Source organism: Piscinibacter sp. XHJ-5, assembly GCF_029855045.1.
In the GTDB taxonomy this organism is placed as follows: Bacteria; Pseudomonadota; Gammaproteobacteria; order Burkholderiales; family Burkholderiaceae_C; genus Albitalea.
The window spans coordinates 4,941,238-4,957,356 of sequence record NZ_CP123228.1 but is presented as its reverse complement, the minus strand read 5'-3'; the positions used below and the strand labels follow the sequence as shown (position 1 = coordinate 4,957,356).

Sequence of the window (16,119 nt, the reverse complement as noted above, 5' to 3'; positions counted from 1 at the left end):
AGGGCTTATCCGGTTCAGTGATTCAGGTGGGCGATCAGCGCGGCGATGCCGAACGTCCACGGCTCGGTCTTGTCGGTGTGCGCGATGCGGTTGATCAACGCGCCGAGGCGCGGCGTGTGGACGGTGACGATGTCGCCGACGACATGGGTGAAGCCATGTCCGGGCTCGAAGCGGTCGGCGGTCGGCGCGAACATCGTGCCGAGGAAGAGCATCATCCCGTCGGGGTAGCGGTGGTGGGGGCCGATGGCCTGCGCGACGAGATCGAGCGGGTCGCGGCTGATGCGCGACATCGAGCTGCTGCCGGCCAGCGTGAAGCCGTCCGGGCCGTCGACCTGCAGCGCGAGCTCGCAGGCGCGCACGTCGTCGATCGTGAAGGTCTCGTCGAGCAGCCGGATGAACGGGCCGATCGCGCACGAGGCGTTGTTGTCCTTGGCCTTGCCGAGTAGCAGCGCGCTGCGGCCTTCGAAGTCGCGCAGGTTCACGTCGTTGCCGAGCGTCGCGCCCTGCACGCGACCGCGGCTGTTCACCGCGAGCACGATCTCCGGCTCCGGGTTGTTCCAGGTCGATTGCGGATGGATGCCCGCTTCGACACCGCAGCCCACCGCGGACAGCGGCTGCGACTTGGTGAAGATCTCCGCGTCCGGCCCGATACCGACTTCGAGGTACTGCGACCAGGCGCCCTTGTCGACGAGCACCTGCTTGACGCGCATCGCCTCGGGCGAGCCGGGCTTGATGCTCGAGAGATCCGTGCCGATGACCTCTGTCACCGCGCGTCGCACGGCGTCGGCGCGCGACGCGTCGCCGCGGGCCTGCTCCTCGATGACGCGCTCGAGCAGGCTGGCGACGAAGGTGACGCCGCTGGCCTTCAGCGCCTGCAGGTCGCAGGGGGCGAGGAGCCACGGGCGCTTGGTGTCGCGCTGTGCAGGGTCGGTGTTGGCGAGGACGTCGGCGAGGCTCGCGACTTGCGGCAGGCGGGCAGCGGAGCGGATCGCCGCCACCGGGGATTCGATTTCGAGCAGTTGGCTGACGGTGCGTGCGATCGGGCTCAGGTCGTGCAACTCGCCGCCCTTCACGAGCACCGGCAGAGGCCCGCCGCGCGCCGGCAGCCACACGCGCCCGACCACCATGGCGTCGGCGTGATCGTGCGGCAGGACGGAGTCGGGAGTGAGGCGGCTGTGCATTGCGGGGTCGATGCAGGTGAGGTCGGAAGAATAGGTATCGAGCGCGGGCCCGGCAAACGACAAATTCTTGAGCGATAGCCCAGAAAAACTAGGAAGGCATGGGCGGACAAATTTTTCTTGCGGCCCGCGCGAGAAATGATCGTTTGAGCCGCTCACGCAGCGTCCGTAGACTCGCCCGCCAAGAGCTTCTTTCCTCCAGCACAGGACGCCATTGCATGACGAGCACCGTCACCACCTCCATCGATCGAGCCCGCCGCATCGCCACCGTCACGCTCGACAGCCCGCAGCGCATGAACGCGCTCGATACCGCCATGTGGCGCCAACTGGAACGCGCGTTCGTCGCGCTGTCCGCCGACGCGGCACTGCGTTGCGTCGTGCTGCGCGGCGCCGGCGAGAAGGCCTTCGCCGCCGGTGCCGACGTGGCCGAATTCGCGACCGTTCGCTCCAACCGCGAGCAGGCGCGTGCCTATGCCCGCATCACGCATGCGGCGCTGGAAGCGATCGCCAATTGCCCGCACCCGGTCATCGCGCAGATCCATGGCGCCTGCGTCGGCGGCGGCCTGGAGATCGCGTCGATGTGCGACATGCGGATCTGCGGCACGTCGAGCCGCTTCGGCATCCCGGTCAAGCGGCTGGGGCTGGTGGTGTCGTACAGCGAGCTCAATGCCCTGATTGCGCTGACCGGTAAAGCCGCGGCGCTGGAGATTCTTCTCGAGGGGCGTGTGTTTTGCGCCGACGAGGCGCTGGCCAAGGGACTGGTCAACCGCGTCGTCGCCGACGACGCAGTGGCAGGCGAGATCGAAGCCACGGCCGCGCGCATCTGCGAAGGCGCACCGCTGGTCGCTCGCTGGCACAAGAAGTTCGTTCGCCGCCTGGCTGATCCGGCGCCGCTCAGCGAGTCGGAGCTCGACGAGTGCTATGCCTGCTTCGATTCGAAGGACTTCGGCATCGGGTACCAGGCGTTTCTGGACAAGACGAAGGCGGCGTTCGTCGGCGAATAGGGACACCTATCCCGCAAGCGGGAGGGACCGTGAAGTCACGAACCCGCGGACAGCCTGTCGCCTGCCACTTCATCGCGCACCCAGCGCGCAAATGTGGTGATCAGCGGGTCGCCCACCCGCGACTCCGGGTAGATGAGGAAGTACGAGAACTCGACCGGCAGGCTGATGTCGAAGGGCCGCACCAGGCGGCCGGCGGCGAGGTCGGCGACGACCCAGTTCTTCTTGGCGAGCGCCACGCCCAGCCCGTCGATCGCCGCATTGATGACGAGATGACTCGGCCAGAACGAGGGACCGCGCGTCGCGTCGACGCTGTTCACGCCGGCGTGCCTCAGCCACATCGCCCAGTCGGGATTGCTCACGTCGGCATAGCTGCTGTCGTCGTGCAGGAGCGTGTGGTAGCGCAAGTCGTCGGGCGTGCGCAGCGGATGCTCGCCATCGAGCAGCGCGGGGCTGCACACCGGGAACACCTCGACCGGCAGGCACAGCTGCGAGTGCAGCCCGGGATAGATGCCGCGTCCGTAGCGAATCGCCACGTCGACGTCGTCGCGCGCGAAGTCCACCAGCTTGGCCGACGTGGAGACCTTCAGGTCGATCTCCGGGTGCTCCTTCATGAAGTGAGCCATCCGCGGGACCAGCCACTTCACGGCGAAGGTCGGCGGCATGTTGACCTTCAGCACGGCGGGCTTGCCGCGCACGTGGAGCTGGTGCGTGGCCTCGGCCATCTGCCTGAACGCCTGCTGGATCGCGGGCAGGTAGGCCTTGCCGGCTTCGGTGAGCACCATTGACTTCGGCTGTCGCACGAACAGCAATACGCCGAGGCTTTCCTCGAGAGTCTTGATCTGGTGGCTCACCGCGGCCGCGGTGACGAAGAGCTCTTCCGCGGCGCGTGTGAAGCTCAAGTGCCTGGCCGCGACCTCGAACGTTCGCAGAGGATTGAGTGGTGGGATCTGGCGCGCCATGGGAAGGGTCAGTCTAGCGCTGCGCAGTAGCCATCTTCCCGCATCGGCTGCGGGTGGCGCATGGACCTCGCCTGCTCAACTTGGACTAGTAGCCTGTAACGGCCGATTCGGAAGTGCCTGCCGCGCAGGCGACGCGCATGGCCGCGTTGCAAATGCTCGCGATGCCTGCGGGCATCGCTGCGGTTTGCGCCTTGTCCTGCGCGCCGCCTGCGCGGCCTTCACTCCCGAATCGACCGTTAGAGGCCACTAGTGGCGCGCGGTGGGCAGCAGGATGCCGCGGTCGACTGAGTTGATGTCCGTGTGGCCACAGAACGCCATCGTCAGGTCGAGCTCCTTGTGGATGATCTCCAGCGCCTTGGCGACGCCAGCTTCGCCCATCGCGCCCAGCCCGTAGAGCATCGACCGGCCGATGTACGTGCCCTTGGCGCCGAGGGCGACGGCCTTGAGCACGTCCTGGCCCGAGCGGATGCCGCCGTCCATGTGGACCTCGATCTTGTCGCCCACCGCCTCCACAATGGGGGAGAGTGCGGTGATGGAGGACGGCGCGCCGTCGAGCTGGCGACCGCCGTGGTTGGAGACGATCAGCGCGTCTGCCCCGGTCGCGCAGGCGAGGCGCGCGTCCTCGACGTCCTGGATGCCCTTGAGCACCAGCTTGCCGCTCCAGCGCTTGCGGATCCAGGCCACGTCGTCCCAGCTCAGCGTCGGGTCGAACTGCCGGGCCGTCCATTCCGCCAGCGAGGCCAGGTTGTCGACGCCCTGGGCGTGGCCGACGATGTTGCGGAAGGTGTGGCGCCTGGTGCCCAGCATGCCCATGCACCAGCGTGGCTTGCCCGCCATGTTGAGGAGGTTCAGCAGGGTGAGCTTGGGCGGCGCGGACAGGCCGTTCTTCAGGTCCTTGTGCCGCTGGCCGCTGATCTGCAGGTCGAGCGTGAGCACGAGGGCCGAACAGTTGACGGCCTTGGCCCGGTCGATAAGGCGCTCGACGAAGGCGCGGTCGCGCATGACGTAGAGCTGGAACCAGAAGGGATGGCCGTCGGTGCCTTCGGCGACGTCCTCGAGGGAGCAGATGCTTACGGTGGACAGCGTGAAGGGAATGCCGAAGGCCTTGGCGGCGCGCGCGGCGAGGATCTCGCCGTCGGCGTGCTGCATGCCGGTGAGGCCGGTGGGGGCGATGGCGACGGGCATTGCCACGTCCTGGCCGAGCATGCGGGTGCGCGTGCTGCGGTCGGCAAGGTTCACCGCCACGCGCTGGCGCAGCAGGATCTTCTGGAAATCGGCCTCATTCGCCCGGTAGGTTCCCTCGGTCCACGAACCAGCGTCGGCGTAGTCGTAGAACATGCGCGGAACGCGCTTCTTGGCGAGCAAGCGGAGGTCTTCGATGCTGGTGATAACGGACATGAAAGGGTGATGCGAGAAGCTGGCCAACCTGTGGTGCGTCGAAGTCTATGAAGGACCGGCTCTCGTGCCAAATGAAAAGTTCTAGCGGCCCGTTCAAGAAAAGCTGCGCTTCCTCTGCCTTGTCCGGTTCGATCGATCGCAGCGACGTTCCAAGCGGTCGCAGGGTGCGGCCGCTTCCGGAGATTCGGTTCGGATCGCTGACGGGCGGCTTCACATGGGATTTCGCGTTCCGTCCGACTGTTGTCCTAGACAGTCGTCAGCCCCAGTTCCATCAACCATCGGTTGAGAAAGTCGATCATCAATCGCCTGCCACGGGCGTTGAAGATGCCTGGGCTGCGACAGAGTCCTACGGGAAGAATGGGCTTCACTTGAATCCTCTCGGAAGCGTCGTTGCGTTTCAGAAGTCGTGCCGGATGCCCACTTCGTACGCGGTCGATTTCTGACCACCGAAGAAGTTGGCTGCAGTCGACGTCCCGCTCACAGCGGGACCACCCGGGATGGCGAATGCGGCCGCCCCCTTGTTGTCGATGCGGGCAGCGTGTGCGTACACCGCGGTGCGCCTGGACAAGGGGTAGACATAGCCGGCCCCCAACAGAGACGCATCGTCGGCACTCTGCGCCGCGGTTGCGCCGGTCTGGTCGGCTCGCATCCAGGTCAGCTTGATGTTGCCGGGCCCGGCAGGGATCACAGCGCCCACCTGAGTGTTTACCGTCCGGTCCGCACCGAATGTCCAACGCCGCTGCGCGATATCGACTTTGGCCGGGCCGAAGTCATACGAAGCGCCGATCACCTGGTCCTTGAAGCGCTGGTGTCCTGCCGCGTTGCGCGTCGTGAACTGCGCGACAGCCACGTGGATGGCGCCCTGGGCCCAACCGAGTCGGAATCCGTCTCCTTTCGTGAAGCCCGCGGCCGTTGTGCCTCCTTCGCCCGCCGTGACGATGAGGTTTCCATACACGCCACCGAGGCCGCCAGGCAACCAGAACTCCGCCGCGTTGCTGACGCGTAGCGTCGGGTTGGCGGCCTGCGCCTCGGGCGCCGTGCCGAACGCCTGGCCCAGCGCGCGCGAGGCGGCGACGGAGCGGAAGCTGTTCGCGCTTGCCACGCCGAGCGTCGTGAAGGGATCGAAGCCGGTCCACACGAGGTGCGTGGGCACCCAATCGCGGCCGAGGCGAATCTCGCCGTATCGCGAATGGGCCAGGCTCACCGTCGATCGACGGTCCCAGAACTGCTGTGACGGAGCGCTGGCGCCGGCGCCGCCCGTGTCGCCGAGAATCGTTCCATCGAGGTAGAAGCCTGCGCTGAGTCCGCCGCCCATGTCTTCCGTGCCGCGGATGATCAGCTTGCTCGTCGCGTTGGAGCCGCTCACCTCGGACGAAACCGATCCGAGCGAGCCGTTGCGCACGTGCCGCAGCGCAAGGTCCATGGTCCCCGAGACCGTGACTGTGGACTGCGCCATCGTCGATGCGCAAGCGAAACCGAGTCCCGCCGCGCACAGCGTCTTGATCTTCTCCATACCTGTCTCCGTTGAGTGTGCAAGGCGCTGGCGCGCCGTTCGTGATCCATCGGGCAATGCGCCGCCATGGGCGTCCACAACGCCAGAGGCAACGATGGTGGGAGCTCCGTGCGGTCGCTTGCCGCCGCGCGGGAGAGCTACTCCGGCTTGAAGCCCGAGTTCTTCAGCAACCCGGCGCCTTGCGTGACGTCGGCAGCGACGTAGCGCTTGAACTGTTCCGGTGTTTCGCTGACGGGCTCGATGCCGAGGCTCGCGTAAGCGCCGGACTTCCCCAGTTCGCCGACGGCGGCATTGATGGCCTTGTTGAGCACCGCGATGCGCTCGGGCGGCGTGCCCTTCGGCGCCCATACGCCGTACCAACTGACATAGGAGAAGTTCGCGATGCCGCTCTCACTGACGGTGGGAACGTCCGGTGCGAGCGCGCTGCGCTTGGCCGACGTGATGGCGATCGCCTTCACCTTGCCTGACTTGGCAAGCTGCTGAAGCGCGATCATCGAATCGAGCAGCAGGTCCACATGCCCGCCGCCCACGTCGACGAGCGCCGGTTGCGTGCCCTTGTACGGCACGAAGGTGAACTTCACATCGCCCTGCTTGGCCAGCAGCAGCGTGGCGAGGTGGCTCGGCGCCCCCGCGGCCGGAATCGCCGCGGTCCACTTCTCGGGCTGCTGTCGGGCCGCCGCCAGCACATCAGCCAGGTTCTTCTGCGGCTTCGCCGGCGGGATGACCAGCATCAGCGGTGCTTCTCCGACGCGCGCCACCGGCTCGAAGTCGGTCTGCGGGTCGTACGGCGACTTGGTCAGCACCTGCTTGGCGAGCACGTGCGTCGCTGCAGAGAAGAGCAGCGTGTAGCCGTCCGCAGGAGCGGTCTTCACCGCGTTTCCGCCGATCGAGCCGCTCGCCCCGGCCTTGTTGTCCACGATCACCGTCAGGCCGAGTTGCTTGCGCAACTGCTCTCCGAGCAGCCGCGCCGCGTTGTCGACGCCGCCGCCGGCCGCGAACGGCACGACGATGCGCAGTGTCTCGCCGCGTTCGGGGAAGCCGCCTGCCTGCGCCAGCGCAGGCAGGATCATCATCAACGCCGCGGCCGTGGCCACGCGTCGCCGTTGCGATTTCATCTTTGTCTCCTGTCTCACATGGGTGGGCGCGCGCGGGGCGCACACGCCCCGTCGCGCACCGACTCGCACTTCAGCGCACGGGGCCCAGACCTGCGGCGCGCATCGCGTCGGCGATCTCCTTCTGGGCGCCGTCGGCCAGCGGCAGCAGCGGAGGGCGGACTGTCGCGTGCTCGAGGATTCCGCGGGCGACCAGTGCCCACTTGAGCGCCACCGAGCCTTCCATGTGCGATCCGCGGTGGTAGACGTTCGACGTCACCGGCAGCAGGCGGTCATGGATCTCGCGTGCCTTCTTGTAGTCCTTGGCCTTGCCGGCCTTGATCATCTCGACCAGCGGTTCCGGCGCGATGCCGCCATAGCCGACCAGCGCGCCGTCCACGTCGAACATCGTGTGCAGCAGGTACTCGTCGTGGCAGGTGAAGATCTGCAGGTCGGGGCGCTCGCGGCGGATCACGGGGATCTCGGTGTCCCAGCGCTTCATGTTGCGCACGCCGTTCTTCATCGCGAACACGCCGGGCTGCGCGGCAATCTCGAGTTGCGTCTCGAGGTTGTAGGTCGCCTTCGTGGCGTCGGGGTACTGGAACAGGATCAGCGGCAGGCCGCTTTCCTCGAAGATGGCGCGGTAGCGGTCTTGCGGCGCACCCTTCTGGTAGCCGAAGCGCAGCCAGCCGTGCGACGGGTAGACGAGGCCCGCCGACGCGCCGGCCTTGACCGCACGCTTGGCCTCGTCGGCCGCGACCTGCGTGCCTTCGAGCGTGATGCCCGCGATGATCGGCACGCGACCGCCGACCGACTCCTTGAAGGCCTCGATGACCTTGGATTGCTCGTCACGCTCGAGGAAGGTGCCTTCGCCGGCGTGGCCCAGCACGGTCAGCCCGGTGACGCCGGGGACGCTGCCGAGCCATGAGCCCAGGCGCTGGATCGCGGCGTAGTCGACGGCGCCGTCGCGGGTGAAGGGGGTGACAGGGGCGGGAATGAGGCCGCGCAGGTCGAGAGGGGTGGTCATGTCGTCTCCTTTCAGGGGGTAGGTGGGGCCGCGTGTCGTTGCGGTGTCCGCACTTTAGGAAGTGGTCGGCTCACCGCCTAGATAGAATTCAGAGCTTTCAGACTTGCCTTTTTTGGCAAGTCATCCGAGGCGAAGCGATGAACGTATCGAGCGTCAGGCTGTTCCTCGAGGTGGCAGAGGCCGGCAGTCTCAGCAAGGTGGCGGCGCGCCGCCAGACCGTGCAGTCGCACATCAGCCGGCAGATCACAGACTTCGAAGCGGAATGCGGCGGCACGCTGTTCCGGCGTACTGGACGCGGCGTTGCGTTGACCGAACTGGGGACTCGTGCAGTGGTGCGGCTGCGCCCGTGGCTGCAGGAAACGGAACGACTCACACAGGAGTTGCGCTCGGAGTCGGGCCTGCTGCTCGGTGAGGTGCGCCTGGGCATCATTCCGTCAGCCGCTCATCCACTCACGACGCGCCTGTTCGAACGACTGCAGGTCGAACATCCGGGAATCCGGCTGGACATTGCCGAAGCGCAGGGCGCTGATCTCGACGCGATGCTGGACAGCGGCAGCGTCGACATGGCGGTTCTGTTCCGGTTCCACAAGCCGAGCGGGGGCGAGGAGGTGCAGCTTTGTGTGGCGCACACCTACCTCGTCTCGGCCGCGGGCGATCCGCTGACCCAGGACGCGACGCTGAGCTTCTCGCGGCTCGAAGGACTGCGGCTCGTGCTGCCGCGCCGTCCGAGCCATTGGCGCCATGCACTCGATGAAACGGCGCGCAGCCTGGGCTTCAAGCTCGAGCCCGCGGTCGAGGCAGATTCGCTGACGGTGCAGAAGGAGCTCGTTGCGCGAGGACGGGGGCTCTACTCGATCCTCGGACCGTACTCCGTGTCGGCCGAATTGCGCAGTGGACGGTTGCAGGCCAGCAAGCTGGTCAGGCCCGCCCTTTCACGCTACATCGCGCTCGCGCTGCCCAAGCAAGGCAAGCTCTCCCCGGCGTGCAGAGTGGTGGCGAGCATGCTGGAGCAATTGGTGGAGTCGTGGGGGCATCAGCTGACCGAGCCGTCGGCCTGAATGGAAGGTCGCGAGGGGTCTTGTTCCGGCCGCGGATGCCACCTGCGTGGTGTCACCTCAACCTCGGACCGCTTTGTCCGCTTGGCACAGCTTTGCCGTCATACGCGGCCGCCGCGTGACCGACCGGCATGGGTCGACTACCACCGGTGCGGTTGCAGGACTGGCGGGCAGCTTCGCATCCGACAGCCGTCATGGCCTCACCCAGCGGCTGCTGCGCGACTCTGAGCTGACGGTCGGATTCATCCACTGGCGGGCTCCTGCCGGGCCAGGAGCGGTCATTCGCACGCCGTCCCGGCCGCTCGCTGGTGAGGCCAAGCGGCGCGTGCGGCAGGCGGCTCGCTCGCACTTCCGCGAGCGTCGTTACTCGCGGCCTGACCCGGCTGCCACAAGACAACGCCCCTTTCGACGCGGCAATTCTGCGCGCACAATGTCCTCTGCAGCGCCCATGGATCCTGGCCATCGCGCGCATGGCTAAAGAGTCGGACGGACTTGCCTGTACCTACCGAATCGCGCGGATTGCCAACACCGGAGTTCGACATGCGCAGATTCCGTCTCGACCTGATCGTTACCGTGGTTCTCAGCTCGACTTGCGTCACCGTCGCGGCTCAAGAACGCTCGACGCCCCGAATCACGGACGAGCGAGCTCGCCAAATAGCGCGCGCCATGGATCGCAACGGCGACGGGGTCGTCTCGTGGTCAGAGTTCGAGACCGCGATGGCGCAAAGCCGCATCTCCGTTGGCTCCAGGTCCGCTCCTGCGGGGGCCACGGAGCCGGCGACCGCGCATTTCTGGGAGCGGCTCGATTCGAATCGGGATGGTGTCCTGGATGCCAGCGAAATCAAGGCCGGAATGCCGGCCCCTTACACGATTCGTTGAACCAGGCAGAAGGAGACGTCGCCATGTCGCGGACGAGTTTTGCGAAGCTGTGCGGGATTGGCTCGATTGCGCTGGTTGGAATTGCCACCGGCATCGCGTGGGCGGATAGCAAGGTCAGGCTTGGGCCGCTGGTGCAGGTCTCCGGGGCAAGCCCTCTTCCGCCGTTTTCGGCATGCGGGAACTTCGCGGGCAGCGTATTCGGCGGCGGCATCAACTACCTCCACGCCGAGGTGGAGCCCTGGCTAGAGGTGAACCCCACCAACTCGAAGAACATCGTCGCCTTCTACCAGCAGGACCGATGGTCCAATGGTGGATCCAGGGCAAACGTCGCTGCGTCGAGCTGGGACGGCGGAGCCACTTGGGAGACCGTCATCGTTCCCGGCTTGTCGCAGTGCTCGGGCGGCCCGTACGAGCGAGCATCCGATCCCTGGCTCTCATTCAGCCCCAACGGCGTGCTCCATCAGATGAGCCTGCTGTTCGACATCGATCCCCCGCCCTCGGCCCCCGGAGGTTTTGGGCCGAGCGCGATGGCGGTAAGCCGGTCGCTCGACGGCGGGCGCACCTGGAGCAGTCCGATCCTGATCCAGTCGGACACCGATCCGCGATTTCTCAATGACAAGAATTCGATCACTGCGGATCCCAAGAATTCGGACCTCGTCTATGCGGTATGGGATCGTCTGGAGATTGACCCGGCCGTCGGGTTTATCTTCAAAGGACCGGCCTATTTCGCGCGGACTACCGACGGAGGCGTGAGCTGGGAGCCGGCGCGCGAAATCTTCGATCCTGGGCTGAACAATCAGGTCATCGGTAGCCAGATCGTTGTCCCGCCGAATGGCATGTTGCTCAACTTCTTCGACAAGATTGTCAGTGTCAATCCCGACGGTACCTTCAACTCGGACCCGTTGCGCCTGACCGTGATTCGATCGGATGACAAGGGCCTGACCTGGGACACGACCGGGGGCGGGACAGAGATCGCGGTCATTCGCACCTTCGACATCTACACGCCAGATCTTCAGCTCCCTGTCCGAAGCGGATCCGCCCTGTTCGACGTCGCGGTCGACCCAAGGAACGGGCACCTGTACGCGGTCTGGCAGGATTCGCGCTTCAGCGATGTCGATGAGGTTGCCTTTAGCCAGTCTACGGACCGTGGCCGTACCTGGTCCAGCCCGATCAGGGTCAATCAGACGCCGCGCGACTCCCTCAGACCGCTGACCCAACAAGCGTTTCTGCCGTCGGTCGCCGTGAGCGGCAACGGCACAGTGGTCGTGACCCACTACGACTTCCGCAACGACGCTGACATCGGTGAGCTCGCGGACCACTGGATGGTCTTTTGCAAGTCCAAGTGTGACGAGCCTTCGCACTGGGGCGGAGAAATCCGGCTCACGGACACATCGTTCGACTTCGCGCAAGCGCCAGTGGCCCGCGGTCTCTTCCTCGGCGACTATCTCGGTCTTGCGGCAACTCGCGATGCGTACTTGGCCTTCTTCCCGCAATCCTCCAATGCCGACCGCGCCAACGGCTTCTTCCGTTCGATCGCCAAGTGACCGCAAGGATCGGCGGAAGCGTTCAAGCCACGGGGGATGTTTGTGCCGCTGCCGGCCGTGCCGAAGCACTGCTCGCCCTGTGCGAGTGTCCGCTTCGGGTGTGCGCCGTGAAAAGGCGGCGCTTTCCAGTGGGTGCAAATCCCACCCGGCAACCGCTCCAGCCGGAAGCAACCGGAGCAGTCATGGAGGCAACGAAATGGCTGAAGCCTTCGGGTAAGCGTGCCACGAATAGGTGGCAGCGCGAGTGTGCGGGCCGTAACGCGAGTGAACGCTGAGCAAGCCTCGAAAAGGACGATGCGCAGGCCGACCCGACAACCCTTTCGGGGAAGGCTGAGATCACTGGCCGGATGAGCGATGCAGTGCCGCCAGTGGCTGCGCCGGGGTAGTGGCGACAGCACGTACACAAGGAAAGCGCGCGCAACACGGGAAGCCCCTCGGCGTGGTTGGGGACGACCAACCGGCAGCCGGTGACGGACAGGCCGGGCGCCTTGGGGTGGCGGAGAGGCTCGTAGTACTGCCGAAGCCGGGTAATGCCGGTGGAGGGAAGGGGCCTCAGTTCAAGACGAACGCAGCAAGTGGCGAGGGACCTGGAGATTGGGCAACCTATCAACTCCGAAAAGTGTTCAGAAGCTGCAGATGGCGTTGCACGCGAAAGCGAAGGCCGAGCCTGGCTTCCGCTTCTACGCGCTGTACGACAAGATCAGCCGCGACGATGTTCTGGCTCATGCCTGGGCCCAGTGCCGCTCCAACAAGGGCACATCGGGCGTGGACGGTCAGGACTTCGCGGATGTCGAGGCGTACGGCGTGCAGCGGTGGTTGGGCGAACTGGCGCTTGCGCTCAAGGAAGAGAGCTACCGACCGGACCCCATCAGACGAGTGTTCATCCCGAAGGCCAACGGCAAACTCAGGCCGCTGGGCATCTCGACCCTGCGCGATCGGGTGTGCATGACAGCAGCGATGCTGGTGCTCGAACCGATCTTCGAAGCTGATCTTCCACCCGAGCAGTACGCCTACAGGCCGGGCCGCAATGCCCAGCAAGCGGTGATCGATGTGGAAGAGACGCTGTTCTGGGGCCACCCGGAAGTCGTGGACGCGGATCTCGCGGACTACTTCGGGAGCATCCCGCACGCCGAATTGATGCTGTCGCTCGCGCGGCGCATCGTGGATGCGCGTGTGCTGCATCTGATCAAGATGTGGCTGGAATGCTCCGTGGAGGAGACCGACGACCGAGGCCGCAAGACACGCACGACCGAGGCCAAGGACAACGGGCGCGGCATCCCGCAGGGCTCACCCATCTCACCGTTGCTGGCGAATCTGTACATGCGCCGCTTCGTACTGGGGTGGAAGAAGCTCGGGCTGGAGCAAAGCCTTGGCACTCGCATCGTGACCTACGCCGACGATCTCGTGATCCTGTGCAGGAAGGGCAAGGCTGAAGAAGCATTGCAACGAATGCGCGAGCTCATGGGCAAGCTGAAGCTGACGGTCAGCGAGGAGAAGACACGGATCTGCAAGGTACCGGAAGGGACGTTCGACTTCCTGGGCTACACGTTCGGGCGGGTGTACTCGCAGACGACTGGCAAGGCCCGACTGGGCATGTGGCCGTCCAAGAAGAGCATCCGGCGCATGGTGGAAAAGCTCCATGCGATGACGGCGACGTCGATGACGTGGCAAGAGACCACGCAGATGGTGGGCAAGCTGAACCGCACGCTGCGCGGCTGGGCCAACTACTTCCAAGTGGGCACGGTCAGCCGCGCATACCGGGCGATCGACAGCTACACCGTCGCGCGGTTGCGCCGGTGGTTGCGGACCAAGTTCAAGCAGCGGCGCAAGCGGGGCGGGGGCTATCCACCCTCGATCCTCTACGACCGACTCGGGCTCGTGCGCCTGACTTGGCGGGGACGCAACCGCACGTGGGCGAAGGCGTGAAGTCTTGTCCGAGAGCCGGATGCGGGAGATCTGCACGTCCGGTTCGATGAGCGGGATGTGGAAACGGAGCCATGGTCTGGCTCATAGGGCACCGCCAACCGAAAGGGGCGGCAACAGCGATGTTCCGACCTACCGTCACCGCGCCACATCTCGACTCTACCGACTACGACCAGTGGAGTGGACAGCACCGGCGGGCAGCTTTGCATCTGCCAGCCGTCGGGCCAAACATAGCTCCGCGACCGCGCGCAGAGTCGTGTACCGATCGACCAGCAGTACAAAGCGATGCTGCGGCTCGCTCAGTGCCCGTCCGTACACGTGAACGTCACTGCGACCACCCTGCGATCTCTGCGGCACTCAGCGCGCCCGCGTGGACACGGAAGTCCTGGATTCGACCGTCGAACGATGGATGCGCCCAGTTGCGCCCCAGGAAGGTCACCTGGTCGCCGACCTGGCGCGGAGAGAGCAGGATGTCGTCGGACTTCGCCACCTCGCTGCCGTCGACGTGGAGCCGCCCGGTGTTGCCCTGCAAGGTGACCGCCAGATGGACCCAGCGGCGAATCGGCATGGACCAGGGGGCTTCGACGAGCTGCGCGTCATTGTGCGTCGCGCCGAAGATCCCGAAACGCAGCACCCCCGGGCCGGCCTTGGGTGCGATGAACATGCAGGAGTACGCGTCCTGCCCCGCGAAGAACAGGGAGGTGTCCCAGCGCAGCGAATTCGCGTAGGCCCACAGGGACACGCTGAAGTCGTCCAGGTCGCTGAATAGCCCCGCCGGCAGCTGCAGGCCCGACTTCTTGCCGTCGAAGACGATGGCCTTGTCGTTGCGGCGCCCGTCGCCCCAGGTGGCACCGTCCAGCAGCGTGCCCTCCACCGAGGCCGAGGTGCCGGCGGTGAACAGCGTGCCGACCGTGCCGGTGTTGTTCACGCCGTCCAGCGGCATCGCCAAGCGGGGCTCGCCGGGAACGGCGATTCGAACCACGTTGGAGCCGGCGGGGGCACCGGCGCCCTGGATGTTGACCTGGTAGAACCAGACGCCGTTGGACGGGACATCGCTGTAGGTGAGCAGTTCGCTCGCCGAGACCGTGCCCAGCACGGTGAAGGGGCCGTTGGCCCGGTTGCTGCGCTCGACCGCATAGGACGTTGCACCGACGCTGCCCCACCACGACAGCACGACGCGGTCGGCGCGCAGATGGGCCGTGAGGCCCGACGCCGGCTTCATCGGCGCGGCATAGTCCGCGCGGCGATGGATCAGCGTCGGCCACCAGACGTCGTCGCTGCTGCCTCCGTACTTCGGCTCGCACAACTTCACCATGCGCGCGACGTTCGGCGCCGTGAGCCCCATGCGGTTGACATAGTGGTTGTAGATCGGCTCCCAGGCGTTGCGGCCGTGCTGGAACGACTGGTTCACCTCGGTCCAAAGGGACGTGTGGGGCTGCGACGGATTGTGTTCGCGCGCAAACGGCATCGGGTAGGTCTTGCCGTTCTCGTCCAGCAGGTTGGAGCGCGCCACGTACTCCGCCCCCGCCAGGAAGCGGTTGTTGTACAGCCCGTAGAGATCGTCGCCCTGGTTCCAGGCCATCTCCAGCAAGTCGCCGCCCAGCGACATGCCCAGCGTCGCGTGGCCCTGGTCGCGGCCGCTCTCCTCCCACTGCCCGAAGTGGCCCGGGTGCATGAAGTACACGCCGTGCACGATGGAGCCGTTGCCGAAGGTCCTGAGCTTGCCGCGGTTGTTGCCGGCGTAGCAGTCGCAGGCCAGGCGGTACAGGTCGGGCTGGTCGCAGAAGATGCCGATGGCCATTGCGCCGACGAGGGAGGCCATGTCCCAGTTGGCATGGGACCCGATGCGCCCTTCGCTGAGGAACGAGGACGAGATCGAGCCGAAGACCTTGAGCAGCATCTCCTGGAAGCGCTTCATGCTCTCCGGCGCCCAGCCGGGGTAGGTGCGCAGGATCTCGCCGATCTGCGCCAACTGGTGGCCCTGCATGCCGGCCATCAGGATGAAGGTGTGGTCGTCATGGGCGGTCGATCCTGGAGGAACCGTCCCGATCTCCTTCAGGGTGTTCGCCCAGGCGTCCAGGAACTCCACTGCCTTGTCCGCATAGCGGTTGTCCTGAGGGTCGGACAGCTTCCAGCGCAACGTCAGGGTCCAGGCGCGCCAGATGTCGACGTACAGCGCGTTCTTGCTGCCGTCGGCCCGGTAGACCGCGGGCAGTGGGTAGGGCCTGGTGTCCAGGGTGGCGAAGCGCTCGGCGCGCAGCTTGTTCCACCAGCCCGTCCACGGCTCCTCGCCGGCCTTGATGTGCGCGCGGATGCGGGTGAAGTCGTCTTCGGTGACCAGCAGCCCCGGGTGGCGGAACACACCGCTCACCGAGGCAGGGGCAGACCGCTCCTGCGCCGACTGGCCATCGTCCTCGGCGCCCGCGCCACAGCCCGGCAGCAGCGGGAGCATCGGGAACAGACCCAGGCCCAAGGAGAACGCACGCCGGGTCGGGTCGGGCAGTTCGTCGAAGTCAGTCCCTGGCGCGGTGGTCTTCCTCATGTTTAC

12 protein-coding genes are annotated in these 16,119 nt (G+C 66.1%); 5 read left to right on the top strand and 7 right to left on the bottom strand.

What is annotated here, in order from left to right; genetic code table 11:
- Positions 1 to 14: 14 nt before the first annotated feature.
- Positions 15 to 1,181, bottom strand: a complete 1,167-nt coding sequence (locus tag P7V53_RS23295) for a fumarylacetoacetate hydrolase family protein (protein WP_280156593.1) — start codon at positions 1,179 to 1,181, stop codon at positions 15 to 17.
- A 215-nt stretch (positions 1,182 to 1,396) separates the two neighbouring features.
- Between P7V53_RS23295 and P7V53_RS23290 the strand changes: the two genes are divergently transcribed.
- Positions 1,397 to 2,182 (top strand): enoyl-CoA hydratase-related protein, encoded by a 786-nt coding sequence (locus P7V53_RS23290; RefSeq protein ID WP_280151887.1) that lies wholly within the window; start codon positions 1,397 to 1,399, stop codon positions 2,180 to 2,182.
- Between the two features lie 35 nt (positions 2,183 to 2,217).
- On the opposite strand, the gene P7V53_RS23285 is transcribed toward P7V53_RS23290, so the two are convergent.
- From P7V53_RS23285 to P7V53_RS23265, 5 genes are all read right to left on the bottom strand, one after another.
- Positions 2,218 to 3,141 (bottom strand): transcriptional regulator GcvA, encoded by a 924-nt coding sequence (locus tag P7V53_RS23285; protein ID WP_280151886.1) that lies wholly within the window; start codon positions 3,139 to 3,141, stop codon positions 2,218 to 2,220.
- Between the two features lie 246 nt (positions 3,142 to 3,387).
- Positions 3,388 to 4,539, bottom strand: a complete 1,152-nt coding sequence (locus P7V53_RS23280) for an alpha-hydroxy acid oxidase (RefSeq protein WP_280151885.1) — start codon at positions 4,537 to 4,539, stop codon at positions 3,388 to 3,390.
- 397 nt (positions 4,540 to 4,936) lie between these two features.
- Positions 4,937 to 6,130, bottom strand: coding sequence for a porin (locus P7V53_RS23275; protein ID WP_280151884.1), 1,194 nt, complete (start codon positions 6,128 to 6,130; stop codon positions 4,937 to 4,939).
- A gap of 59 nt (positions 6,131 to 6,189) precedes the next feature.
- The gene (locus tag P7V53_RS23270) at positions 6,190 to 7,125 is read right to left on the bottom strand and encodes a tripartite tricarboxylate transporter substrate binding protein (protein WP_280156592.1); all 936 of its coding nucleotides are present in this window, start codon (positions 7,123 to 7,125) and stop codon (positions 6,190 to 6,192) included.
- Between the two features lie 112 nt (positions 7,126 to 7,237).
- Positions 7,238 to 8,170 (bottom strand): dihydrodipicolinate synthase family protein, encoded by a 933-nt coding sequence (locus tag P7V53_RS23265; protein WP_280151883.1) that lies wholly within the window; start codon positions 8,168 to 8,170, stop codon positions 7,238 to 7,240.
- A gap of 137 nt (positions 8,171 to 8,307) precedes the next feature.
- Between P7V53_RS23265 and P7V53_RS23260 the strand changes: the two genes are divergently transcribed.
- The 4 genes from P7V53_RS23260 to ltrA all read left to right on the top strand — a co-directional run bounded on the left by P7V53_RS23260 (position 8,308) and on the right by ltrA (position 13,574).
- Positions 8,308 to 9,228, top strand: a complete 921-nt coding sequence (locus tag P7V53_RS23260; protein ID WP_280151882.1) for a LysR family transcriptional regulator — start codon at positions 8,308 to 8,310, stop codon at positions 9,226 to 9,228.
- A gap of 537 nt (positions 9,229 to 9,765) precedes the next feature.
- A complete protein-coding gene (locus tag P7V53_RS23255; protein WP_280151881.1) occupies positions 9,766 to 10,104 on the top strand; it encodes a hypothetical protein in 339 nt (112 codons plus the stop codon).
- A 23-nt stretch (positions 10,105 to 10,127) separates the two neighbouring features.
- Complete coding sequence (locus P7V53_RS23250) at positions 10,128 to 11,648, top strand: sialidase family protein (protein WP_280151880.1); 1,521 nt, start codon at positions 10,128 to 10,130, stop codon at positions 11,646 to 11,648.
- Between the two features lie 636 nt (positions 11,649 to 12,284).
- Positions 12,285 to 13,574 carry a group II intron reverse transcriptase/maturase gene (ltrA, locus tag P7V53_RS23245; protein ID WP_280151879.1) on the top strand — a complete coding sequence of 430 codons (1,290 nt, stop codon included), beginning with the start codon at positions 12,285 to 12,287 and terminating at the stop codon, positions 13,572 to 13,574.
- Between the two features lie 322 nt (positions 13,575 to 13,896).
- Here the strand turns inward: ltrA and P7V53_RS23240 are convergent, their stop codons facing one another.
- Positions 13,897 to 16,113, bottom strand: a complete 2,217-nt coding sequence (locus tag P7V53_RS23240; protein ID WP_280151878.1) for a LamG-like jellyroll fold domain-containing protein — start codon at positions 16,111 to 16,113, stop codon at positions 13,897 to 13,899.
- Positions 16,114 to 16,119: the final 6 nt, after the last annotated feature.